At 71.0% G+C, this 22,971-nt stretch carries 20 protein-coding genes and 1 tRNA gene; 6 read left to right on the forward strand and 15 right to left on the reverse strand.

From position 1 onward, the window contains the following. The first annotated feature begins 632 nt into the window (after positions 1-632). Genes GA0070618_RS06090 through GA0070618_RS06110 form a run of 5 tightly spaced genes read left to right on the forward strand, consistent with a single transcriptional unit; the run spans position 633 to position 6,413 of the window. Complete coding sequence (locus tag GA0070618_RS06090; protein WP_088980769.1) at positions 633-1,679, forward strand: LacI family DNA-binding transcriptional regulator; 1,047 nt, start codon at positions 633-635, stop codon at positions 1,677-1,679. Between the two features lie 39 nt (positions 1,680-1,718). Next, entirely contained in the window at positions 1,719-3,314 is a 1,596-nt protein-coding gene (locus tag GA0070618_RS06095) for an FAD-dependent oxidoreductase (protein WP_088980770.1), read from the forward strand. A gap of 27 nt (positions 3,315-3,341) precedes the next feature. After that, complete coding sequence (locus GA0070618_RS06100) at positions 3,342-4,625, forward strand: ABC transporter substrate-binding protein (RefSeq protein WP_088980771.1); 1,284 nt, start codon at positions 3,342-3,344, stop codon at positions 4,623-4,625. 8 nt (positions 4,626-4,633) lie between these two features. Then, positions 4,634-5,581, forward strand: coding sequence for a carbohydrate ABC transporter permease (locus tag GA0070618_RS06105; protein WP_088980772.1), 948 nt, complete (start codon positions 4,634-4,636; stop codon positions 5,579-5,581). Further along, positions 5,571-6,413: a carbohydrate ABC transporter permease gene (locus GA0070618_RS06110; protein WP_088980773.1), complete on the forward strand. Its 843-nt coding sequence runs from the start codon at positions 5,571-5,573 to the stop codon at positions 6,411-6,413. Before GA0070618_RS06105 ends, GA0070618_RS06110 begins: the two co-directional genes overlap by 11 nt. Positions 6,414-6,467: 54 nt before the next feature. On the opposite strand, the gene GA0070618_RS06115 is transcribed toward GA0070618_RS06110, so the two are convergent. From GA0070618_RS06115 to GA0070618_RS06155, 9 genes are all read right to left on the reverse strand, one after another. Next, a complete protein-coding gene (locus tag GA0070618_RS06115; RefSeq protein ID WP_088980774.1) occupies positions 6,468-7,559 on the reverse strand; it encodes a LacI family DNA-binding transcriptional regulator in 1,092 nt (363 codons plus the stop codon). Positions 7,560-7,937: 378 nt separating this feature from the next. Continuing rightward, positions 7,938-9,233, reverse strand: coding sequence for a sulfate adenylyltransferase subunit 1 (locus tag GA0070618_RS06120; protein ID WP_088980775.1), 1,296 nt, complete (start codon positions 9,231-9,233; stop codon positions 7,938-7,940). After that, entirely contained in the window at positions 9,233-10,144 is a 912-nt protein-coding gene (gene cysD / locus GA0070618_RS06125; RefSeq protein ID WP_088980776.1) for a sulfate adenylyltransferase subunit CysD, read from the reverse strand. Before cysD ends, GA0070618_RS06120 begins: the two co-directional genes overlap by 1 nt. A gap of 73 nt (positions 10,145-10,217) precedes the next feature. Next, positions 10,218-11,039 carry an inositol monophosphatase family protein gene (locus GA0070618_RS06130; protein ID WP_088980777.1) on the reverse strand — a complete coding sequence of 274 codons (822 nt, stop codon included), beginning with the start codon at positions 11,037-11,039 and terminating at the stop codon, positions 10,218-10,220. Between the two features lie 86 nt (positions 11,040-11,125). Further along, complete coding sequence (gene pth, locus GA0070618_RS06135) at positions 11,126-11,716, reverse strand: aminoacyl-tRNA hydrolase (RefSeq protein WP_088980778.1); 591 nt, start codon at positions 11,714-11,716, stop codon at positions 11,126-11,128. A gap of 118 nt (positions 11,717-11,834) precedes the next feature. After that, positions 11,835-12,524, reverse strand: a complete 690-nt coding sequence (locus GA0070618_RS06140; protein WP_088980779.1) for a 50S ribosomal protein L25/general stress protein Ctc — start codon at positions 12,522-12,524, stop codon at positions 11,835-11,837. Positions 12,525-12,837: 313 nt separating this feature from the next. Further along, positions 12,838-13,818 (reverse strand): ribose-phosphate diphosphokinase, encoded by a 981-nt coding sequence (locus GA0070618_RS06145; RefSeq protein ID WP_088980780.1) that lies wholly within the window; start codon positions 13,816-13,818, stop codon positions 12,838-12,840. A 37-nt stretch (positions 13,819-13,855) separates the two neighbouring features. Then, the gene (glmU, locus tag GA0070618_RS06150; protein ID WP_088980781.1) at positions 13,856-15,382 is read right to left on the reverse strand and encodes a bifunctional UDP-N-acetylglucosamine diphosphorylase/glucosamine-1-phosphate N-acetyltransferase GlmU; all 1,527 of its coding nucleotides are present in this window, start codon (positions 15,380-15,382) and stop codon (positions 13,856-13,858) included. A gap of 73 nt (positions 15,383-15,455) precedes the next feature. Further along, positions 15,456-15,526 (reverse strand) — tRNA-Gln (locus GA0070618_RS06155). A 497-nt stretch (positions 15,527-16,023) separates the two neighbouring features. On the opposite strand from GA0070618_RS06155, the gene GA0070618_RS06165 reads away from it, so the two are divergent. Next, on the forward strand, positions 16,024-16,713 hold the full coding sequence (locus GA0070618_RS06165; protein WP_088980783.1) for a TetR/AcrR family transcriptional regulator: 690 nt from the start codon (positions 16,024-16,026) through the stop codon (positions 16,711-16,713). Positions 16,714-16,802: 89 nt separating this feature from the next. Here GA0070618_RS06165 and GA0070618_RS06170 read toward each other — a convergent pair whose 3' ends face one another. From GA0070618_RS06170 to GA0070618_RS06195, 6 genes are all read right to left on the reverse strand, one after another. Next, positions 16,803-17,273 (reverse strand): DUF4383 domain-containing protein, encoded by a 471-nt coding sequence (locus tag GA0070618_RS06170; RefSeq protein ID WP_088980784.1) that lies wholly within the window; start codon positions 17,271-17,273, stop codon positions 16,803-16,805. Between the two features lie 97 nt (positions 17,274-17,370). Further along, the gene (locus GA0070618_RS06175; RefSeq protein ID WP_088980785.1) at positions 17,371-17,826 is read right to left on the reverse strand and encodes a DUF4383 domain-containing protein; all 456 of its coding nucleotides are present in this window, start codon (positions 17,824-17,826) and stop codon (positions 17,371-17,373) included. A 113-nt stretch (positions 17,827-17,939) separates the two neighbouring features. Then, on the reverse strand, positions 17,940-19,739 hold the full coding sequence (locus GA0070618_RS06180; RefSeq protein WP_088980786.1) for an ABC-F family ATP-binding cassette domain-containing protein: 1,800 nt from the start codon (positions 19,737-19,739) through the stop codon (positions 17,940-17,942). Positions 19,740-19,904: 165 nt separating this feature from the next. Further along, a complete protein-coding gene (locus GA0070618_RS06185; protein ID WP_088980787.1) occupies positions 19,905-20,855 on the reverse strand; it encodes a 4-(cytidine 5'-diphospho)-2-C-methyl-D-erythritol kinase in 951 nt (316 codons plus the stop codon). 147 nt (positions 20,856-21,002) lie between these two features. Continuing rightward, a complete protein-coding gene (gene rsmA, locus GA0070618_RS06190) occupies positions 21,003-21,875 on the reverse strand; it encodes a 16S rRNA (adenine(1518)-N(6)/adenine(1519)-N(6))-dimethyltransferase RsmA (RefSeq protein ID WP_088980788.1) in 873 nt (290 codons plus the stop codon). 203 nt (positions 21,876-22,078) lie between these two features. Next, positions 22,079-22,966 carry a TatD family hydrolase gene (locus tag GA0070618_RS06195; protein WP_088980789.1) on the reverse strand — a complete coding sequence of 296 codons (888 nt, stop codon included), beginning with the start codon at positions 22,964-22,966 and terminating at the stop codon, positions 22,079-22,081. Between the last annotated feature and the right edge of the window lie 5 nt (positions 22,967-22,971).

The following is a 22,971-nucleotide window of genomic DNA, read 5'->3' on the forward strand; positions in this document are numbered from 1 at the left end:
CCGTGGGGATGGAGGTTCGGTCATCAGTGAGGCCTTCCTGCCCCTCGGGGCTGGGTCGGCGACCAGGTGGTCATGCGCATTACCACCCTGCTTTCCGGGCGGTGGAGTGTCAAGGGCGGAACCGGATCGTGCCTGTCTGGTTAGGACGTTGACTTTGCGGCGCAGTGCCAGCAACATGCAGGAAATCCGCTCCCGGACACCACCGCGCGATCGCATGGTCGTGCGCATGACCAATCCGGATGGCGACCCGGGGGCGGGCCGGGCGACGGCCAACCCGCCACCCGGCCACGCGACGCCGGCCCGACCACCCGACGCCCACCCGGCCCGACCCCTCCCCGCAGCCACCGGCCGCCGACGGGCCGACGCGCACCCGCCCGCCCGAGCAACCCCCGCCGCCCACCGACGTACAGGGGGGACGGTCACGGCGAGTGACCTCCGGTCCGGCGATCGACGGTGACACCGCCCAGGATGCGGGTCGACCGGGCCGCCGAGGCGCACTAATCCGTATTAGCTAGAGAATTTCGTTTCGGGCAAGTTAACGGCTGACTCTTGACAGCGGCTCAGCCGAGGGGCGAAGCTCCCTCCAGCACCCCGCTAATGCGTATTAGCTCCCCCAGGAAAGGCCGACCCCCGTGACCTCTGCATCGAGGCGCGTCACCCAGCGTGACATCGCACGCCTGGCCGGTGTGAGCCAGGCGACCGTCTCGCTGGTGCTCAACAACCGGTCCGACGCCGACGTCCGGATCGCTCCGGAGACCCGGGAGCGGGTGCTCCAGGCGATCGCCGACACCGGCTACGTCGCCGACCCGGTGGCCCGCCGGTTGGCCTCCCGGTTCAACCGGATCATCGGTGTCTTCACCTACGAGCCGGCCTTTCCCAGCGGTACCCGCGACTTCTACCACCCGTTCCTGCTCGGCATCGAGGAGTACGCCGAGCGGGTCGGCTGCGACCTGCTGCTCTTCACCAGCGCGCCGGTCGTCGACGGTCGGCGTCGGGTCTTCCACCAGGACAACCGGCTCCGCCTGGCCGACGGGTGCATCCTGCTGGGCCGGGAAATCGACGGCACGGAGCTGCGTCGCCTGAACGCGGACGGCTTCCCGTACGTCGCCGTCGGCCGCCGGGACGACGCCGGTGGCCCGGTGCCGTACGTCGGAGCCGACTACGCCGAGGCAGTGGGACAACTCGTCAGGATGTCCCTGGCCCACGGGCATCGGCGGCTCGCCTACCTCAGCGTGGGGCTGGACGCCGAATCGTCCGCTGACCGGTACCGCGGTTTCCAGGAGCACGCCGCCGGCGCGGAGAGCGCCCGGCACATCCCCGGCACGGGGCAGGAGCCCGACACGCTCCTCGACGACCTGCACGCCGACCGGGCCACCGTCGTCTTCGTGGAGGACTTCGCCTACGCGGTGGCGCTGGAACTGGCCGCCCGCCGGCGCGGACTGGCCGTTCCCGGCGACCTCTCCATCGTGACCCTCGGCGACCCGACCGTCGCGGTACCCAGCGACGTCGCGTTCACCGGGTTCCACATCCCCCGGGAGGAGATGGGCCGCCAGGCCGTGAGGATGCTGGCCGACCTGGTCGACGGCGGCGCCACCGGCGTCCATCAACGGCTCCTTCCCTGCGAACCCGTCGAGGGCGAGACCCTCGGCCCCCCGAATCCGGCGGTCGACCGCAGCTGAAGCGGTGGCCGTGAAACTGGAAGGAAGCAAGTGGTACAGATGCGTGCGGACGTCCTCGTCGTCGGCGGCGGGTTGGGCGGGGTGGCGGCGGCGCTGGCCGCGGCCCGGGCCGGCCGGTCCGTCATCCTGACCGAGGAGTTCGACTGGCTCGGCGGGCAACTCACCAGCCAGGCTGTCCCGCCGGACGAGCACTCCTGGATCGAGCAGTTCGGCGCCACCGCCAGTTACCGGGCCCTGCGCACCGGCGTCCGGGACTACTACCGTCGGCACTACCCGCTGACCGAGCGGTCCCGTGCCTGGTCGGACCTGAACCCCGGGGCCGGTTGGGTGAGTCGGCTCTGCCACGAGCCCCGGGTCGCCGTCGCGGTCATCGAGGCGATGCTGGCGCCCTACCGCGGCTCCGGCCGGTTGACCGTCCTCCAGCCGTACCGGCCGGTCGCGACGGAGACCGACGGGGACCGGGTGGTCGGGGTGACCGTGGCGCACCGCGACCGGGACGACCGGATCGACATCGTCGCACCGTACGTCCTGGACGCCACGGAGACCGGTGAGCTGCTGCCGCTCTCCGGCACCGAGTACGTCACCGGCTTCGAGGCGCAGACCGAGACCGGTGAGCCGAGCGCGCCGGCGCAGGCGCAGCCGATGAACATGCAGGCCGTCTCGGTCTGCTTCGCCCTCGACCACGTCGACGGCGACCACACCATCGACCGCCCGGCCGGGTACGAATTCTGGCGGGACTACAAGCCGGACTTCTGGGGTGACCGGCTGCTCTCCTGGCGGTCGCCGAACCCGCGCACGCTGGAGATCCTCGAACGGAGCTTCACGCCGAACCCGGACGACGACCCGCTGCTGGTCAACGCCGACCAGCGGCTCAACGCCGGTGACGGCAACCTCTGGACGTTCCGGCGGATCGCCGCCCGGCGCAACTTCACCGAGGGTGCGTACGCCAGCGACATCACACTGGTCAACTGGCCGATGATCGACTACTTCGAGGGCCCGGTCATCGACGTGCCGAACGCGTCCTGGCACCTGTCGAAGGCGCGCGAGCTGTCGTTCTCGGTCCTCTACTGGTTGCAGACCGAGGCACCCCGGCCGGACGGTGGCACCGGCTTCCCCGGCCTGCGGCTGCGCGGCGACGTCACCGGCAGCCGGGACGGCCTGGCGCAGGCGCCCTACATCCGGGAGTCACGCCGGATCCGGGCCGAGTACACGGTGGTCGAGCAGGACCTGTCGCTGGCGGTACGCGGCGAGCACGGCGCGGTGAACTACCCGGACTCGGTCGGCGTGGGGATGTACCGCATCGACCTGCACCCGTCCACCGGTGGCGACAACTACATCGACGTCGGCTCCTGCCCGTTCGAGATCCCGCTCGGCGCGCTCGTCCCGCAGCGGATGGAGAACCTGCTGCCGGCCGGCAAGAACATCGGCACCACCCACATCACCAACGGCAGCTACCGGCTGCACCCGGTCGAGTGGAACGTCGGCGAGGTCGCCGGTCTGCTCGCCGACTTCTGTCTGGCGCGGGGCGAGTCCCCGCGCGCGGTCCGCAACACCCCCCGTCTGCTGGCCGACTTCCAGGACCGCATCACGGCGGCCGGCGTGGAACTGCGCTGGCCGCAGATCGCGGGCTACTGACACCACCCCCGGTTGAGGAGAAACACCATGAGAACAGGAAGAGGCCTGCGCGGCGCCGCCGTCGCCCTGGCCGGCGTGCTCGCGCTGACCGCCTGCGGTGGCGGTGACCAGGCCGAGGAGAGCGGTCCGGCCAATCTGCGGATGACCATCTGGAGCGCCAACGAGGCGCACCTGAAGCTGTTCAACGAGATCGCCGACGAATACAAGAAGGCCAACCCGGACGTCGCCGGCATCACCTTCGACCCGCTGCCGTTCGAGAACTACACCACCACCCTGACCACCCAGATCGCCGGCGGGAACGCGCCCGACCTGGCCTGGGTGCTGGAGAACTCCGCCCCCGACTTCGTCTCCTCCGGCGCGCTCCACCCGCTGGACGACACGCTCAAGAAGGCCGACGGCTACCAGTACGACGACCTCTCGCCGGCCACCCTGAAGCTCTGGCAGAACGACGGGAAGCTGTACGCGTACCCGTTCTCCACCTCTCCGTTCGGTGTCTTCGTCAACACCGACATGCTGAAGAAGGCCGGTCAGAAGACCCCTGCCGAGCTGATCGCCGCCGGGCAGTGGAACTGGGACACCGCGCTGGCGTCCGCCGCGGCCACCCAGGCCGCGACCGGCAAGGCCGGTCTGGTGGTACGCGACTTCGACTACAAGGGCTGGGACAACCTCTCCACCTTCTGGACCGGTTGGGGTGCCCAGGCGTGGAGCGCCGACGGCAAGTCCTGCGGCTTCGCCGCGCCGGAGATGGTCGACGCGATGACCACGCTGCACAAGGCGATCTTCACCGCCAAGGCGCTGCCCGGCCCGGGCACCACCGCCGACTTCTTCGCCGGTGACGCGGCCATGACGGTCACCCAGATCTCCCGCGCGTCGCTGCTCAAGGCGGACGGCTTCGCCTGGGACCTGGTCCCGCTGCCGGCCGGCCCGAAGGGCAACTACGCCGTGGTCGGCCAGGCCGGCATCGGGGTGCTGAAGCAGAGCAAGAACGCCGACAAGGCGGCCGACTTCCTCGCCTTCTTCACCAACCCCACCAACTCGGCGAAGCTCTCCCAGTTCTTCCCGCCGCCGCGGCAGTCCCTGCTCAACGCCGAGACGCTGGCCAAGTCGAACCCCCAGCTCAAGCCGGAGCAGTTGCAGAAGGTCGTCATCGACGGCATCAGCACCGGAGTGGTCAAGCCCAGCCACGCCGGCCAGGCCGAACTGAGCCAGCAGGTACGCGCCGGACTCGACCCGCTGTGGAAGCCCGACGCGGACGTCAAGGCGGTTCTGGAAGGCGTCTGCACCAAGATCCAGCCGCTGCTGGCGAAGTAAGGCGAATCATGACCCGTACGGACACCAGGGTGGGTCGGGCCGACGCCCGGCCCGCCCCGGGCCGGGCGCGGCCGTACTGGACCTCCCGCCGCCGCGACCAGCTCACCGGTTACCTGTTCATCGCGCCGCAACTGTTCGGCAGCGCCGTCTTCGTGATCCTGCCGCTGATCCTGGTGGTCTGGTACAGCCTGCACGAGTGGAACGTGCTGGCCGGCACGTTCGACTTCGTCGGCACCGAGAACTACACCGCCCTCGCCGACGACGCGAACCTCGGCGCGGTACTCCGCGCCACCGGCCTGTTCTCGATTGGGCTGGTGGTGTTCAACCTCGGCCTGGCGCTGCTGCTCGCCCTCCTGCTCAACCAGAAGTTCCGCGGCACCGTCCTGTTCCGCACCCTGTTCTTCTCACCCGTGGTCGTCTCGCTGGTCGCCTGGACCATCGTCTGGGGCTTCCTGCTCCAGGACAACGGCGGCATCAACGGTCTGCTCGACACGATCGGCGTGGACGGGCCGAACTGGCTCCGCGGCGAGACCACCGCCATGATCTCCGTCATCGTGGTCCAGGTGTTCAAGAACGTCGGCCTGAACATGGTGCTCTTCCTCGCCGCCCTTCAGGGCGTGCCGGCCGACCTGTACGAGGCCGCCGAGGTCGACGGCGCCAGCCGGCCACGTCAGTTCTGGCGGATCACCGTACCGATGATCAGCCCGACCATCCTGCTCACCTCGATCATCACGGTGGTCGGCTCGCTCCAGGTCTTCGCGCAGATCGCGGTGCTCACCCAGGGCGGACCCGGCACCTCCACCACGGTCCTCGTCTACTACCTCTACCAACAGGCGTTCCAGTTCCACCACTTCGGCTACGGCGCGACCCTGTCGATCGTGCTGTTCGGCATCGTCCTCGCCCTCACCGTGTTCCAGTGGCAGATGCGCAAAAGGTGGGTCCACCATGAATCGTGAGCTGTCGCGTCGCACGAAACTGGCGCTCTACGCGGTACTGATGGTCCTGGCGATCCCGTTCGTCTTCCCGACCTGGTGGATGGTCACGTCCTCGCTCAAGCCGATCGCGGACATCTTCGCCTTCCCGCCACAACTCCTACCGGTCAACCCGAAGTTCGACGCCTATCAACGGGTGTTCGAGTTGCAGCCGTTCGGGCAGCAGTACCTGAACAGCCTCTACATCGCCCTGGTGGTCACCGTCGGCACCCTGGCCGTGTCGGCGCTGGCCGGGTACGCCTTCGCCCGGATCCGGTTCCGTGGTCAGAACCTGCTGTTCCTGGTCGTCCTCGCCGGCCTGCTCATCCCGAGCGAGGTCACCATCGTCCCGCTGTTCCAGATGTTCTTCAAGCTGGGCCTGGTCGACACCCACTGGCCCCTCATCCTGGTGCCGATCCTCGGGGCGCCCAGCGTGCTGGCGACGTTCATCATGCGGCAGTTCTTCCTCGCCCTTCCCGGCGAGCTGGAGGAGGCGGCCCGAATCGACGGACTGGGCCGGTTCGCCACGTTCTGGAAGATCGCCCTACCACTGTCCCGGCCCGCCCTCGGCGCGGTGGCGATCTTCACCTTCCTGCACAGCTGGAACCTCTACCTCGAACCCATCGTCTTCCTCTCCTCACCGGAGAAGTTCACCCTGCCGCAGGCACTCACCCAGTTCGTCGACGCGTACGGCGGACCGATGTGGAACGTCCAGCTCGCCGCCGCATCGATGACCGCCCTGCCCGTGCTGGTGGTCTTCGTGGTCGCGCAGAAGCAGTTCGTCGAGGGCCTCGCGCACACCGGTCTGAAGGGATGACGCCGTCGGGGCCGGGTCGGACCGGGTCCGCGACGACCCGCCGACCCGCCCCGGTCAACCGGCGGAGCGCGACGGGGGTCGGGACGAGAAGCCCGACGCGGACGCCGTCGGCGGGCCGGCGGTGGTACCGGTCAGCACCGTGCAGGGCAGGCTCCGCTGGAGCGCGTCGGCGGTGAGGGGGGTGGCGCTGACCAACTGCTCGTACAGGAGTCGTACGGCGGCGGCACCCATCTCCTCGCGGGGGATCCGGAAACCGGTCCACTCGACGTCGTCCGGCGTCTCGCTCTCGGCGTCACCGAGCTGGGCCAGCGACAGGTCACCGGGCACCGACAACCCCCGGGCCAGTGCCGCCGCCCGGATCGCGGGCGCCAGTCCGGACGGCCAGATCACCGCTGCGGTGAGACCGTTGTCGCCAAGCAGGTCGAGCGCCTCCCCGCCGGTCAGCCCGGTGCCGTCGAGGACCACCGGGCGACGCCCGGCGGCGCGTACCGCCTGGTGGTAACCCTGCGCGCGGTCCACGGACGGCTCGTCGCGGCGGAGGTCGCCGAGGAACCCGACCCGCTCGTGGCCGAGAGCGAACAGCCTCTCGACGACCTCCCGAGTCGCGGTCCGGTAGTCCGCGCCGACGTACGGGACGGGGCCGGCGGTCGACTCGCGGCGGCCGATGAACGCGAACGGGAAGTCCCGGTCGAGCAGGTCGGCGAGGTCCCGCTTGTCGTCGTAGCGGCCGAGCAGCACGCAGCCGTCGGCGATGCCCAGCCGACGGGAGCCGTCGCCGAGCAGCCGCTGGCCCCCCTGGGGTGACGGGGTGCCGGTGAAGAACAGCAGGTCACACCCGAGGGCCTCGGCCTGCGCCTCGACCCCGATCAGGAACGGGTGGTAGAAGTCCCGACTGTCACGCGGGAAGACCGGCTCGTAGGTGAAGACGCCGACGATCCGGGTCCGTCCGCCGGCCAGGCGCTGCGCGGCGGGGTTGGCGACGTAGCCGGTCAGCCGGATGGCGTCGAGCACGCGCTGACGGGCCTGCTCGCCCACCCGGCGGCGGCCGTTCTCGCCCCCGCTCAGGATCAGCGAGACGGTGGCCTGGCTCACCCCGGCGAGCCGGGCCACGTCGGCCTGGGTCGCCCGCCCGGTGCCACGTCCCATCGCCTTCCACCTCCTGTGTTCCGGGCGGTGACCGGTGGCCCGCTCCGGACCGCGTGTCGGTCATGCGCATGACCGCAGGATCTCGATGGCATTGCCTCGGGCGGCGGACCGCCCCGCGATCGGCGTCGTCATCGGTCGACCCCATGCTACGTCCGCAGCGGGATTCCCCCGGACGCACCGGCCCACGGACCGGCCCGGAAGAAGCCGACGTAGTGCGCATGACCAATGGTCGCCGGCCGGCCCCGTGCATCGGGCACGCACGGGAAGCGAACCTTCCCCGACCGTGGTCCGGTCGCGGGCTGGGGTGGTTGCAGGGGGCCCTTCCTACCGTTTTCTGGTGAGGAGGGGTCCCCTGCAACCACTGGTGGTTCGGGTGGTTCAGGTGGTTTCGACGATCATGGCGGCGGCGACGGTACGGTTGGTGGCTTCGTCGATGATGATGAACCCGCCCGTGGTGCGGTTACGGCGGTACTCGTCAGCGAGCAATGGCACCGTGGTCCGCAACCGGACCCGACCGATCTCGTTGAGTTTCAACTCGGTCGCGGTGTCGTCACGGTGCAGAGTGTTGACATCCAGGCGGTAGTGCAATCCCCGCACGATCGCCCGCGCGGTGCGGGTGGTGTGTTTGATGGTGTACCGGCCGCCGATCTGCAACGGTCGGGTCTCGTCCATCCAGCACACCATCGCTTCGATGTCCTGCGTCGGGGTGGGAGCGTTGTTCGGCCGGCAGATCATGTCCCCACGGGAGATGTCGATCTCATCGGTCAGGCGGACGGTGACGGACATCGGCGGGAACGCCTCCCCGACCGGCCCGTCAGCGGTCTCCACCGACGCGATACGGGAGGTGAACCCCGACGGCAGAACCATCACCTCGTCACCCGGCTTCAACACCCCCGAGGAAACCTGCCCCGCGTAACCCCGGTAGTCGGTCACCGTCGTGGACTGGGGACGGATGACGTACTGCACGGGGAACCGGACGTCGACGAGGTTCCGGTCCGAGGCGATGTGCACATGCTCCAGGTGGTGCAACAACGAGGGGCCTTCGTACCAGGGGGTGTTCTCCGAGCGGGTGACGATGTTGTCGCCCTTCAACGCCGAGATCGGCACCACCGCGAGGTCGGGAACATCCAGTTTCGCGGCGAAGGCGGTGAACTCGTCGGCGATCTGCTCGAACACCTCCTGGGACCAGTCGACCAGGTCCATCTTGTTCACACACAACACCAGGTGCGGGACGCGGAGCAGACTGCACAGGAACGCGTGGCGGCGGGACTGCTCGACCAGACCCTTCCGGGCGTCGACCAGAATCAACGCGAGGTCGGCGGTGGAGGCGCCGGTGACCATGTTCCGGGTGTACTGGGTGTGCCCGGGGGTGTCGGCGATGATGAACTTCCGCCTGGGGGTGGCGAAGTACCGGTAGGCGACATCGATCGTGATGCCCTGCTCCCGCTCCGCCCGCAACCCGTCCGTCAACAGGGCGAGGTTCGTGTACTCGTCACCACGAGCAGCCGAAACGGCCTCCACCGCCTCCAACTGATCCGTGAACAACGACTTCGTGTCATACAGCAGACGGCCGATGAGGGTCGACTTGCCGTCGTCGACGCTTCCGGCGGTGGCGAAGCGGAGCAGGTCCATCGGACGGGCCGAGGTCTCCGGGGCGATCGTCTCGGCACTCATCAGAAGTAGCCCTCCCGCTTGCGGTCCTCCATCGCGGCCTCACTCACCCGGTCATCCCCCCGGGTCGCACCCCGCTCCGTGATCCGGGTCGCCCCGACCTCCTCGATCACCTTCTCCACCGTGTCCGCATCCGAGCGGACGGCAGCCGTGCACGACGCGTCACCCACCGTCCGGTAGCGGACGCGCACCTTCAGGCGCTCCTCCCCGGCCTTGGGTCGGATGAACTCGTTGACGGCGTACAACATGCCGTCCCGGTCGATGACCTCGCGTTCGTGGGCGAAGTAGATCGACGGCAGGGCGATCCGCTCCCGAGCGATGTAGTGCCACACATCCAACTCGGTCCAATTCGACAACGGAAACACCCGAATCGACTCACCCGGATGATGCCGACCGTTGTACAACGACCACAACTCCGGACGCTGATTCTTCGGATCCCACTGCCCGAACTCATCCCGGAACGAAAACACCCGCTCCTTCGCCCGCGCCTTCTCCTCATCCCGACGCGCCCCACCGAACAACGCATCAAACCGATGCTTCTCCACCGCGTCGAGGAGCACCGGCGTCTGGATCCGGTTGCGCAGCCCGTCCGGGCTCTCCCGCACCAGACCACGCTCCAGCGCCTCGGGGACGCTCGCCACGATCAGGTGGAGACCCAGCTCGGCGACCCGCTGGTCGCGGTACTCCAGCACCTCGGAGAAGTTGTGACCGGTGTCGACATGCATCACCGGAAACGGAATGCTCGCCGGAGCGAACGCCTTCTCCGCCAACCGGAGCATCACGATCGAGTCCTTACCCCCGGAGAAGAGCAGCACCGGCCGCTCCATCTCCGCCACCACCTCACGCATCACGAAGATGCTCTCCGCCTCCAACGCATCCAGATGGGAGACGCGGTAGGTCGCTGGTGCGGTCATGACGCGGGCTCGATTCGTGCGGATCGGCTCATGGATTCCAGACCTTTCCGGTCGGACACCTCAGGAAGTCGGGTCAGGCTACCCCGGAATGCCTCTGCAACGCTGCAAGCAACCGGCTGGCGAGATCCTTGCGGCAGACCAGCAGGTCGGGCAGGCGCGGATCCGCCTCGTTGTATTTCAGCGCAGATCCGTCAATCCGGGAAGCGTGGAGCCCGGTGGCCGTCGCCACAGCGACCGGGGCGGCCGAGTCCCACTCGTACTGCCCTCCGGCGTGGATGTACGCGTCCACCTCACCGGTCACCACCGCCGCGATCTTCGCCCCCGCCGACCCCATCGGCACCAACTCCGCACCGACGTCCTCGGCCAGGTCGGTCAGGAAGACCGGTGGGCGGCTCCGGCTCGCCGCCAGCCGGAGCGTCCGGCCCCGCGCGGTCGCCGCTTCCACCGTCATCGGCGGGTACGCCGGCGGCTGGTCGGTGCCGAGCACCCGGTGCTGCGCCGGCAGCGCCACCGCCCCACCGACCAGCTTGTGCGGGGTGGAGCCGTTCCGGGCCCAGAGCGCCACGTGCACCGCCCAGTCCGAACGGCCCTCCTCGGAGAACTCCCGGGTTCCGTCCAGCGGGTCGATGATCCACACTCGGTCGGCGGTGAGTCGGGAGACCGCCTCCGTGCTCACCTCGGCCGCCCAGGCCATCCGGGAACCCTCGTCCTCCTCGGAGAGCACCGCGTCCGCCGGGCGCCAGCGGGCCAGTTCGGTACGGATCAGGTCGTGCGAGACCTTGTCCCCGGCCGCCTTCAACGCTCCCTGGTCGGTGAAGCCCATCTCGCCCCGGAGGTCCAGCAGAGCCTGCCCGGCTCGTGCCGCCAACCAGCGGGCGAACGCACCGTCGATCATCGGAGGACTCATGCCACACTCCCGTTCGGGCCACGCCAAAGCCGCAGACTACCGGCCGTCGGGACGCTCACCGGCACGCCCCGCCCTCAACCGCCGTGGTAGGCGTTCTGGGTCCACTCGACGCCCCGGGTGATGACCGACTCCACCGCGTCCGCCGCCCGGTCGACCAGGAACTCCAGCTCCTTGCGCTCGACGCCGGAGAAGTCGGACAGGACGTAGTCGGCCGGATCCTGCCGCCCCGGTGGGCGGCCGATACCGAAGCGCACCCGGACGTAGTCCTTGGTGCCCAGCGACTTCGTCATCGAGCGCAGGCCGTTGTGGCCTCCTTCGCCGCCACCGCACTTCACCCGCAGCTGGCCGTAGCCGATGTCGAGCTCGTCGTGCACGGCGACGACCTGCGCCGGGGGAATCTTGTAGAACTGGGTCAGCGCGGCGACCGGGCCACCGGAGAGGTTCATGTACGTCAACGGCTTGGCCAGCACGAGCCGCGGCCCGCCGAACCCGAGCCGCCCCTCGGCGACGTCGGCCACCGCCCGGCGGTGCCGCCCGAACTTCCCGCCCGCCCGACCGGCGAGCAGGTCGGCCACCATGAAACCGACGTTGTGCCGGTGACCGGCGTACTCCCGGCCCGGGTTACCCAGGCCGACCACCAGCCACGGCCGGTCCTCGTCCGTCACGTTCCGCCCTTTCCGTCCCGACAGCCACACCCACGTTCCCCGTCCGGCGGTTCCGCTGGCCGTGATACGCCGACAGGCGCCCCCGAAGCGATCGGGGACGCCTGTCGCACGGCTTCGATCAGGCCTCGGTGCGCGCCTCGGCCGGGGTCTCCTCGCCCTCGGCGGCCGGGGTCTCGGCACCCTCGGCGGCCTCGCCCTCGACGACCTCGGCCTCCTCGGCCGCCGTCTCGACCTCGGGCAGGGTCGCCTCGAGCTGCTCGGCGGTCGGCGCGGCGGTCACCGCGGCGACCGACATCTCCGGGTCGGCGGCCAGCTCGACACCGGCCGGCAGCTCGACGTCGGCGGCGGTGACCTGGTTGCCGGCCTCCAGACCCTCGATGGACGCCTCCAGGTGGTCCGGGACCTTGGTGGCCTCGGCGGTCACGGTGAGGGTGTCGTGGTCGTGCACGATCAGGGTGTCCCGCGCCGCCTCACCGGTCAGCTGCACCGGCACCTCGACGGTGACCTTCTCGCCCCGACGGACCAGCAGCAGGTCGACGTGCTCGAAGGTGTCCTTGATCGGGTCACGCTGGATCGCCTTCGGCAGGGCGAGCACCTGGGTGCCGTCGCTGACCTCGATGGCGAAGAGCTGGTTGGCGCCACCCTTGCGGATCGCCGCGGCGAACTCGCGAGCCGGGAGCGCGATGTGCTTGGGCTTCTCGCCGTGGCCGTACAGCACGGCGGGCACCTTGCCGGCCCGGCGGGTACGACGGGCACCACCCTTGCCGAACTCGGTACGGGGCTCGGCGCTGATCTTTACCTCGGACACGGGGAAACTCCTGAATGCGTTCGCTGCGGCGGCTTTTAGTCGTCTGGCGGTGCTGGGGCGAGGGGCTCGCTGGGGCGCATGAGTCGGAACGACTGCCCGGAGCACCGCGTCGATGACGGTGCCTCCGTGCGGCGCTTCTCAGCGGCCCGCAGGGCACCCTCGCCGTGGCAACCGCACTAGTCTACCCGAGCGCATTCCGCGCCCTTCACCAGTCCCCGCACATCACCGCCCCGCCGGCCTCCGGCCGGCGGGGAACAGCGACGCGACGTGGGCCGCACCGGCGGCGGAGCCCCGTGCCCCGCCGCCGCGAGGGTCAGCTCAGCCCACCGAAGAGGGTGGTCACCGACCCGTCGTCGAAGACCTCCCGGATGGCCCGGGCCAGCAGCGGCGCGATCGACAGGACGGTGATCTTGTCGAGCTGCTTCTCCGGCGGCAGCGGCAGCGTGTTGGTCACCACCACCTCGCTGATCGGGCTGTTCTTCAGCCGCTCGGTGGCCGGGTCGGAGAGCAGGGCGTGCGTGGAGGCGACGATGACGTCGGCGGCGCCCGACTCCTGGAGGATGTCGGCCGCCTTGGCGATCGTGCCACCGGTGTCGATCATGTCGTCGACGATCAGGCAGACCCGGCCCTCGACGTCACCGACCACCCGGTTCGCCACCACCTGGTTCGGCTTCAGCGGATCCCGGGTCTTGTGGATGAAGGCCAGCGGGCAGCCGCCCAGCCGGTCGGTCCACCGCTCCGCCACACGCACCCGGCCGGAGTCCGGCGCGACCACGGTCATCGGCCGGCCCGCGTACTTGCGCTCGACGTACTCGGCGAGGATGTCCATCGCGAAGAGGTGGTCCACCGGGCCGTCGAAGAACCCCTGGATCTGCGCGGTGTGCAGGTCGACGGTGAGGATCCGGTTGGCCCCCGCTGTCTTGAGCAGGTCGGCGATCAGCCGGGCCGAGATCGGCTCCCGTCCCCGGTGCTTCTTGTCCTGCCGCGCGTACGGGTAGAACGGCAGCACGACGGTGATCCGCTTGGCCGACCCGCGTTTCAGCGCGTCGACCATGATCAGGGTCTCCATGACCCAGGTGTTGACGCCGTGTGTCACGGACTGCACGACGAACGCGTCCGACCCACGTACCGAATCCTTGTACCGTACGAAGATCTCGCCGTTGGCGAATTCGTACGCGTCGGCGGGAGTCGGCGCGACGCCGAGCACCTCACCGATCTCCCTGGCCAACTCCGGAAAGCCGCGTCCGGAGAAGAGCATCATGCTCTTGCGGTTTTCGGCGACGATGCTGCCCATGGCCCGTCTGCTCCCGTGGGTAGGTGGTGATCCGGGACTACTCGGTTGCAGTATCTACCTCGCCGACGGCCGCTCGAACCGGCTCGGCACCGCCGTGGATTGCCTCACCCCCGCGCGCCCCCGACGGCTGTCCGGAAGCACCCTCCGTGGCCCGCCGTGCGGCTTCTGCGGCGGCCGTCCCGCCCCGGCGCATCTCCACCCAGCCCTCGATGTTGCGCTGCCGTGCCCGGGCCACCCCCAGCGCCCCCGGCGGCACGTCCTTGTCGATCACCGAGCCGGCGGCGGTGTACGCGCCGTCGCCCACCTCGACCGGGGCGACGAACATGTTGTCCGCCCCGGTCCGCGCGTGGCTGCCGATCACGGTGCGGTGCTTGTTCACCCCGTCGTAGTTCACGAAGACCGTCGCCGCGCCGATGTTGCTCTGTTCGCCGATGGTGGCGTCCCCGACGTAGGTCAGGTGCGGCACCTTGGAGCCGGCCCCGATCTCGGAGTTCTTCACCTCGACGAAGGTGCCCACCTTGGCCTTCTCCGCCAGCCTCGCCGCCGGGCGCAGGTACGCGTACGGGCCGACGCTGGCCCGGGGGCCGACCTCGGCGCCCACCGCGTGGCTGCGCACCACCGTCGCGCCCGCGCCGACCACGGTGTCCTCCAGCGTGACGTCCGGCCCGACCAGCGCACCGGCCCCGACCACGCTCGTGCCCTTGAGCTGGGTGTTCTGGTCGACCACCGCGTCCCGCTCCAGGGTGACCGTCACGTCGATCCAGGTGGTCTCCGGGTCGAGCAGGCTGACACCCGTGCGCATCCAGTCCTCGTTGACCCGGTCCCGCAGCAGCCGGCGCAGTCCGGCCAGCTCGACCCGGTCGTTGCAGCCCAGGGTCTCGGTGTGGTCGGCGGCGACGTGCACCGCCACCGGCTCCCCGGCCGAGGCGAAGAGCCCGAAGACGTCGGTGAGGTACTCCTCGCCCTGGTCGTTGTCGGTGGAGAGCTTGCCGAGCGCGTCCCGCAGCCGCACCACGTCGAAGGCGTAGATGCCGGCGTTGATCTCCCGGACGGCCCGCTCCTCGGCGGTGGCGTCCCGTTCCTCGACGATCCGCTCCAGGCGGCCGGCGGAGTCGCGGACGATCCGTCCGAGGCCGGTCGGGTCGGGCACCTCGGCGGCCAGCACGGTCGCTGCCGCACCCGCCTCCTCGTGTGCCCCGACCAGCTCCGCCACCGTCTGCGGCCGGAGCAGCGGCACGTCGCCGTTGATGACGACCACCGTGCCGGTCGCGTCGGGCACCGCCTCCAGCGCGATGCGCACGGCGTGCCCGGTGCCCAGCTGCTGGGCCTGGAGGACCGGGGTCGCCTCCGGGGCGACGTCGGCCAGGTGCGCCCGGACCTGGTCCGCGCCATGCCCGACCACGACGACCGTGCGTTCCGCGCGCAGTGGCGCGGCGGCGGTCAGGACGTGGCCGAGGAGGGTGCGACCCAGGAGCGGGTGCAGCACCTTGGGCAACGCCGACTTCATCCGCTTGCCCTCACCAGCGGCGAGCACGACAACGATGCGGGGGTGCGGCTGGGACACGACGAATGCTCCCGTCGGCAGTCGGACAGTCTGCGGCCATGCTATCCACGCATCAACCACTCATGTGTACAAGCTCCCGGGAGAGGACTCGAACCCCTACAATCAGGACCAAAACCTGACGTCCTGCCATTAGACGACCCGGGAAGGTCTAAAGCAGACAAGAGTCCGCAGGCGCAACGCTCCCTACACCTTAGCGCCCCGGCTGCGGATGCTCATCGCTCATTCCCACCCGGATCCGATCTTCCCGTCGGGCCGCCCCGCCCGCGACCCGGACGACGTCCTGCGGTCCCACCACCTCCCGAACCCCGACGCCGCCCCGCCGACGCCCGCCCTCGCGACCGGGGCGTCCTTCCGCGTGGCGAACCGGGGACGGGCCAGGACCACCAAACCGCGTAAACCGGCCGCCGGGCGGTAAACCGAGCGGTGTCACCTGGCCGTGCCTGGCAGTATTGCCGGGTGACAGAGGGCAACGGGGGCACATTCGGGCGGCCGAGGGGCACCGCCGACAGGCACCGTCCGGGTACGGTCGGATCTTCCAGGACCGTGATCCGGACGGGCGCCAGCGGGGCGAGCGCGTGAGCACGCACAGCGGAGGCTCCGTTCCACGACAGGGCGTCACCGAGCGTCCGCGAGGTGATGACATGGCGAGCGTCTCCGGCGGCGACGGCGGTACAGGCCGGCGGCGGTCCGTCCCGGCAGCCGCGACGAAACCGGCGTCCCGGGTGCGGATGCCCGCGGCCCAGCGCCGGGAGCAGCTCATCTCGATCGCGCGGCAGATCTTCGCCGAACGCGGGTTCGACGCGACCTCGATCGAGGAGGTGGCGGCCCGCGCGAAGGTCTCCAAGCCGGTGGTCTACGAACACTTCGGCGGCAAGGAGGGCCTGTACGCGGTGGTGGTGGACCGCGAGGTCACCGCCCTGCTGGACCGGATCACCACCGCACTGACCGCCGGCCACCCCCGTGAGCTGCTGGAACAGGCGGCGATGGCGCTGCTCGGCTACATCGAGGAGGACGCCAGCGGCTTCCGGGTGCTGGTCCGGGAGTCACCGCTGCTCTCTGCCACGGGAAACTTCAGCAGCGTGCTCAACGACGTCGCGCACCAGGTGGAGCACATCCTCGGGGCCGAGTTCAAGAGCCGGGGGTACGACCCGAAGCTGGCGGAGCTGTACTCGCAGGCGCTGGTGGGCATGGTGGCGCTGACCGGCCGCTGGTGGCTGGAGGTGCGCAAGCCACGCAAGGAGACGGTGGCCGCGCACCTGGTCAACCTGGCCTGGAACGGTCTGTCCCACCTGGAGGCGAAGCCGGGGATGATCACCGTCCGCAGCCGGTGAGGGGCCCTACGGCACCTCCCGCATCTGGCACCGGATCGGCTTCGCGCCACCGCCGGCGTACCACGTGGCCGTGCCGGCGGTACGGACCCTCAGCGGGGACGGGTGATGAGGTGGCTCCGCTGGTGCCGTTCGGTCTCGGCTTGCTCGGGCGGGCCGACCTTGTCGTAGAGACCGGTGGCGAGGAGCAGCAAGCCGAAGATCATCGACACGACGACGGTGGACATCGAGAAGTTCAGGAAGTTCGCGTCGGTCTGGAGCACGCTCATCATCGCCACGCCGGTGACCATGAAGACCACCCCGGCGGTCAGGTTCATGTAGTGGCCGAGGTTGCTCCGGCGGGACGCCCCGATCAGCAGCACGATGCCGAAGACCACCGAGGCCAGCGAGAAGGCCAGGTTGGTGCGCAGCCCGAGGACCCAGTCGCTGCCCCGGTCGAAGAGCGGCTCGCCCCACGTCTGCACGACGCCCCAGACGCCGAAGATCAGGATGTAGAGACCGACCAGGCCGGCGAAGGCCCGGTAGAGCGGGCGTGCCGGATGGTTGACCGGGAAGTGCGGCATGACACCCTCCTCCGAATCCGGGAGCAATCTCCCGGATTGTCACCCGGATCGGGGGATGGTGTCCGACGAACCGCCGAGACCGGCGCCGGAATCGGCCTCAGAGCAGCAGCCGGGCGTCCTGCCAGGCCTTGTGCTCCTCCTCGGTGCCGACCTTGCCGTACATGCCGACCATCAGCAGGACCAGGCCGAGGAGCATGGTCACGACCACGGTGGCGATGCTGAAGTTGAAGATGTTGACGTCGGTCTGGAGGAAGGCCAGCTCGAAGAGGCTGAGCGCCATCAGTCCGTACGCCGTCCACTGGTTGATCGCGACGTCGCGGTTACGGCCGAGGGCGGTGCCGGCCAGCACGACAGCGCCGATCACGATGGCGAGGAGGGAGAATCCGAGATTCGCCCCCTGGCCGAGGACCTTGGTGTCATCCTGGGCGAAGAGCTCGTCGCCCATGGTGGTGACGACGCCGAGGACACCGAAGACCACCAGGTACAGACCGGTCAGCCCGCCGATCGCCCGGTAGATCGGCCGCGCGGGGTGGTTGACGGGGGTGTGGGCCATGTCTGAGTCTCCAACGCCGGTTGGTTGAGGGGTTCGCGAATGATTCTCCCGCATACGGTGTGGTGACGCCGCAACGGACCCCGGCTTTGTGACGGCGGGCGACCCGTCAGGGGTCAGCTCTCCGGGATCTCCTCGGCGAGGGCGAGCCACGACTCCTCGGTCCGCTCCCGCTCCGCGCGTACCTCCTTGAGCTGGGCGTCGAGGTCGGCGACCCGGGCGTAGTCGGTGGCGTTCGTGGCGAGCTGGTCGAGCAGGGTGGTCTCCTTCTGCTCCAGCTTGCCGATCTGCCGTTCCAGCCGGGCGAGTTCCTTGCGCGCCTGCCGGGCCTCGGCGGCGGACATGCCGGTGGTGGCGGACGCGGCGGAGGTCGCGGCGGTCACGGCCGGTGCCGGGGCGATCCGTCCGGCGGCCCGGGTGAGGTACTCGTCGACACCGCCGGGCAGGTGCACCAGGTGGCCGTCGCCGAACATCCCGTAGACCACGTCGGTGACGCGTTCGACGAGGTACCGGTCGTGGCTGGCCACGACGACCGTGCCGGGCCAGGAGTCGAGCAGGTCCTCCAGGGCGGCCAGGGTGTCGGTGTCCAGGTCGTTGGTGGGCTCGTCGAAGAGGAGCACGTTCGGCTCCCCGGCGAGCAGGCGGAGCATCTGGAGCCGACGCCGCTCGCCGCCGGAGAGGTCGCCGACCGGGGTCCAGAGCCGCCGGTCGTCGAAGCCGAAGGTCTCGGCGAGCTGGGCGGCGGAGAGCTCCCGGTCGCCGAGCTGCACCCGCCGGGCGACCTCCTCGACCGCCTCCAGCACCCGCAGGTGGCCGGGGAGTTCGGCCAGTTCCTGGGAGAGGAACGCCGGCCGGACCGTGGACCCGGTGACCAGGCGACCGCCGTCCGGACGGGTCACCCCGGCGAGCATCCGCAGCAGGGTGGTCTTGCCGGCCCCGTTCGCGCCCAGGATGGCGATCCGGTCGCCGGGACCGACCTGCCAGGTGACGTCGTGCAGGATCTCCTTCGGGCCGGCGTGCAGGGTGACCTGCTCCAGGTCGTACACCTGCTTGCCGAGCCGGGCGGTGGCGAGCCGTTGCAGCGACATGGTGTCGCGCGGCGGCGGCACGTCGGCGATGAGCGCGTTGGCGGCGTCGATCCGGAACCGGGGCTTGGAGGTCCGGGCCGGCGGACCCCGCCGCAGCCAGGCGATCTCCTTGCGGAGCAGGTTCTGCCGGCGGGCCTCGGTGGCGGCGGCGACCCGTTCCCGCTCCACGCGGGCCAGCGTCCAGGCGGCGAAGCCGCCTTCGTAGGCGCGGACGGTCTGGTCGGCGACCTCCCAGGTGGTGGTGCAGACCGCGTCGAGGAACCACCGGTCGTGGGTGACCACGACCAGCGCGCCCTTGCGCCCGAGAAGGTGCCTCGCCAGCCAGTCCACGCCACCGACGTCGAGGTGGTTGGTGGGCTCGTCGAGGATGAGCAGGTCGGACTCACGGACCAGCAGCGCGGCGAGGGCGACCCGGCGGCGCTCGCCACCGGACATCGGACCGACCGGCTGGTCGAGGCCGAGGTGCGGCATGCCGAGGCCGTCGAGGATGGCCCGGACCCCGGCGTCGCCGGCCCACTCGTGCTCGGCCCCCATGCCCTCGTCGAGCCAGGCGGTGCCGAGGACCACGTCCCGCACGGTGGCGTCCGGGGCCAGCGTCAGCGTCTGCGGCAGCCAGGCGACCCGCAGGTCGCGCCGGTGGGTGACCCGGCCGTCGTCCGGCTCCTCCTGCCGGGTGAGCATCCGCAGCAGGGTGGACTTCCCGGCCCCGTTGAGCCCGACCACGCCGATCCGGTCGGCGTCGTCGAGACCGAGCGAGACGTCGGTGAGCAGTGGCCCGGCGGCGCCGTACCCCTTGGACACGCGGTCCAGGTTGACGATGTTGGCCACTCCCCCACCCTCCATGATCAAGGCGCCCCGGTGCCGGGGCACCTCGGGACGCCAGGCCCCAAGCGTAGCCGCCCGGACCGCCGCGCCCCGACACGAGATCGACTCCGCCCCGGGGACGGGGCGGCGGGCCGGTGACGAAGGTGTCGACGGCGTCCCGGCCGGGCGTCAGCAGACGCGCGCGCCGGCGACCGGGCCGTGGGCGGGACGCGCCTGGCGGCACACCCCGGCGGCGGTCAGCTCCCCGGCCACCCGTTCCGCGTCGTCGGCGTCCCTGGTCAGGAAGACGCAGGTGGGGCCGGAGCCGGAGACGATGCCGGCGAGCGCGCCGGCCGCCGCCCCGGCCCGGAGCGTGGCGGCCAGCGTCGGCCGCATGGACAGGGCGGCGGCCTGGAGGTCGTTGCCGAGCACGGCGGCGAGCACGGCCGGGTCCCGCTGGCGCAGGGCGGCGAGGAGCGCGTCGGTGCTGCCGATCGGCGCGGGCGCGTCGCCGGTGTCGCGGAGCCGGTCGAGTTCCCGGTACGCCTCGGGGGTGGAGAGGCCGCCGTCGGCGATCGCCACCACCCAGTGCCAGGAGGTGGGGCGGACCAGGACGGGGCTGACCGCCTCACCCCGGCCGGTGCCCAGCGCCGTGCCACCGTGGACGAGGAACGGCACGTCGGAGCCGAGGCCGGCGGCGATCGCGGCGAGGTCGTCGCGGGACAGGCCGGTACCCCAGAGCGCGTCGCAGGCCACCAGGGTCGCCGCCGCGTCGGCACTCCCCCCGGCCAGCCCGCCCGCGAGCGGGATCTGCTTGCGCAGGTGCAGCCGGGCGTGGGCGGGACGGCCGGTCTGCGCGGCCAGCGCCCGAGCCGCCCGGATCACCAGGTTGGAGTCGTCCAGAGCCAGCTCACCGGCGCCCTCGCCCTCCATGGTGAGGGTGAGGGTGTCCCCCCGACGGGCGGTCAGCTCGTCGTGGATCGAGATGGCGTGGTAGACGGTGTTCAGCTCGTGGTAGCCGTCGGCCCGGAGCGGGCCGACCCCGAGATGCAGGTTGATTTTGGCGGGTACCCGGACCCGGACCGGGCCGCTGGCCCCCCGCTGCTGGTCGTCCTCGTCCGGTCGCCACGCCCCGGTCACCGGGTGACGTCCCGGACGCGCAGGCGGTTGTCGAACGGCTTCTCCACGATCAGCTCCTCGGCGAAGTCTCCCGGCCGGCTCGTGGCGGCCGTCGACCAGGTCGTCGGTACCCGAGTCCTCCTGGCGGAGGCGGACTCGCGCGTCAGCCTACTGTGCGGGCGACGTACCGGCGGGAGCCGACGCGGCGATCGCGGCGAACTGCTCGACGGTCAGCTGCTCCCCCCGCGCGCCAGGGTCCACGCCGGCCGCAGTGAGCGCCGCCTCGGCCCGGTCCGCGCCCTGCGCCCAGCCGGCCAACGCGGCCCGCAGCGTCTTGCGGCGCTGCGCGAACGCCGCGTCCACCACGGCGAAGACCCGCGTCCGGGACACGTCGGACCGGGGCGGCTCGCGCCGGGTGAAGGCGACCAGCCCCGAGTCGACGTTCGGGACCGGCCAGAACACGTTCGGCGGGACCCGGCCGGCCGACCGGGCGGACGCGTACCAGGCGAGCTTCACCGAGGGGATGCCGTACACCCGGGAACCGGGGCCGGCCACCAGCCGGTCGGCGACCTCCTTCTGCACCATGACCAGGCCGCTACGGAGGCTGGGCAGTTCGGCGAGGAGGTGCAGCACCACCGGCACCGCGACGTTGTATGGCAGGTTGGCCACCAGCGCGGTCGGCGCCGGGTCGGCCAGTTCGGCGGCGGTGACCCGCAGCGCGTCCGCGCGGTGCACGGTCAGCCGGGCGGCGTCCGGGCCGGCGAACCGGGCGGCGGTCTCCGGCAGTGCCCCGGCCAGCGTCGGATCGATCTCCACGGCGTGCACGTGCGCGGCGGCCGGCAGCAGCCCGAGGGTGAGCGACCCGAGCCCGGGGCCGACCTCCAGGGCCACGTCGTCCGGGGTCAGCCCGGCGGCGGTGACGATCCTGCGCACCGTGTTCGGGTCGTGCACGAAGTTCTGGCCGAGCTTCTTGGTCGGTGCCACGCCCAGTCGGGCGGCCAGATCCCGGATCTCCGCCGGGCCGAGCAGGTCTGCGGCCATGGCCCCACACCCTACGTCGGCCGCCGCCCACCCTCCGCCGGGGTGCCGGGGTGCCGGCCTGCCGCGCTGCCGGGCCGGGGTGGTAGCTGGGGTTGCGGCTGGGGTGGTAGCAGGGGTCCCCTGTTACCGCTTTTTGTCGAACAAGGGGCCCCTGCAGGCAGCCCAGCCGCCCGCGCCGCCCCGCGACCCCCCGCCCCGCGACCTCACCGCCACGGGCCGAAGACCCGCTCCCCGTTCGCCGACAGGTGCGCGCACAGTTCGGCCAGGTCGGTGCCGGTGGTGGCGGCCAGCGCACGGACGGTCAGCGGCACCAGGTAGGAGGCGTTGGGCCGGCCCCGGTGCGGCATCGGGGTGAGGTACGGCGCGTCGGTCTCCACCAGCATCTGCTCCGGCGGGGTCGACGCGGCGGCCTCCCGCAGCGCCTGGGCGCTGGCGAAGGTGACCGTGCCGGCGAAGCTGAGCAGGTATCCCCGGCGGACGCACTCGGCGGCGAACTCGGCGTCGCCGGAGAAGCAGTGCAGGACGACGGTGTCCGGCGCGCCCTCGTCGTCGAGGACGCGCAGCACGTCGGCGTGCGCGTCCCGGTCGTGGATGACCAGGGGCTTGGCGTACCGCTTGGCGATGGCGACGTGCGCCCGGAAGCTCTCCTCCTGCGCGGCGCGCCCCTCCTCCCCGGTCCGGAAGAAGTCCAGCCCGGTCTCGCCGATGCCGCGCACCCGGTCCCGGGCGGCGAGCGCCTCGATCCGGCGCAACGCCTCGTCCAGGTCGGCCAGCCGGGGGGCTTCGTTGGGGTGCAGGGCGACGGTGGCGACCACCGCCGGGTAGCGGTCAGCGACGTCGGCCCCCCAACCGGAGGAGTCGACGTCCACGCCGACCTGGACCATCCGGTCGACACCCACCCCGGCGGCCACCTCGATCGCCGCCGCGACCGGGTCGTCGGCGGGGCCGCCGGGCGTACCGGCTTCACTGACGGTGATGTCGAGGTGGGTGTGGCTGTCCGGAACGGGGTGGGGGAGCCGCTCCGGGGCGGGCGGGAACTCCCCGGCCCGACGGGCGGCACGCTGGCGGCGGGATTCGGTCGGCTCACTCATCGCCG

The sequence above is a fragment of the Micromonospora echinospora genome (assembly GCF_900091495.1).
In the GTDB taxonomy this organism is placed as follows: Bacteria; Actinomycetota; Actinomycetes; order Mycobacteriales; family Micromonosporaceae; genus Micromonospora; species Micromonospora echinospora.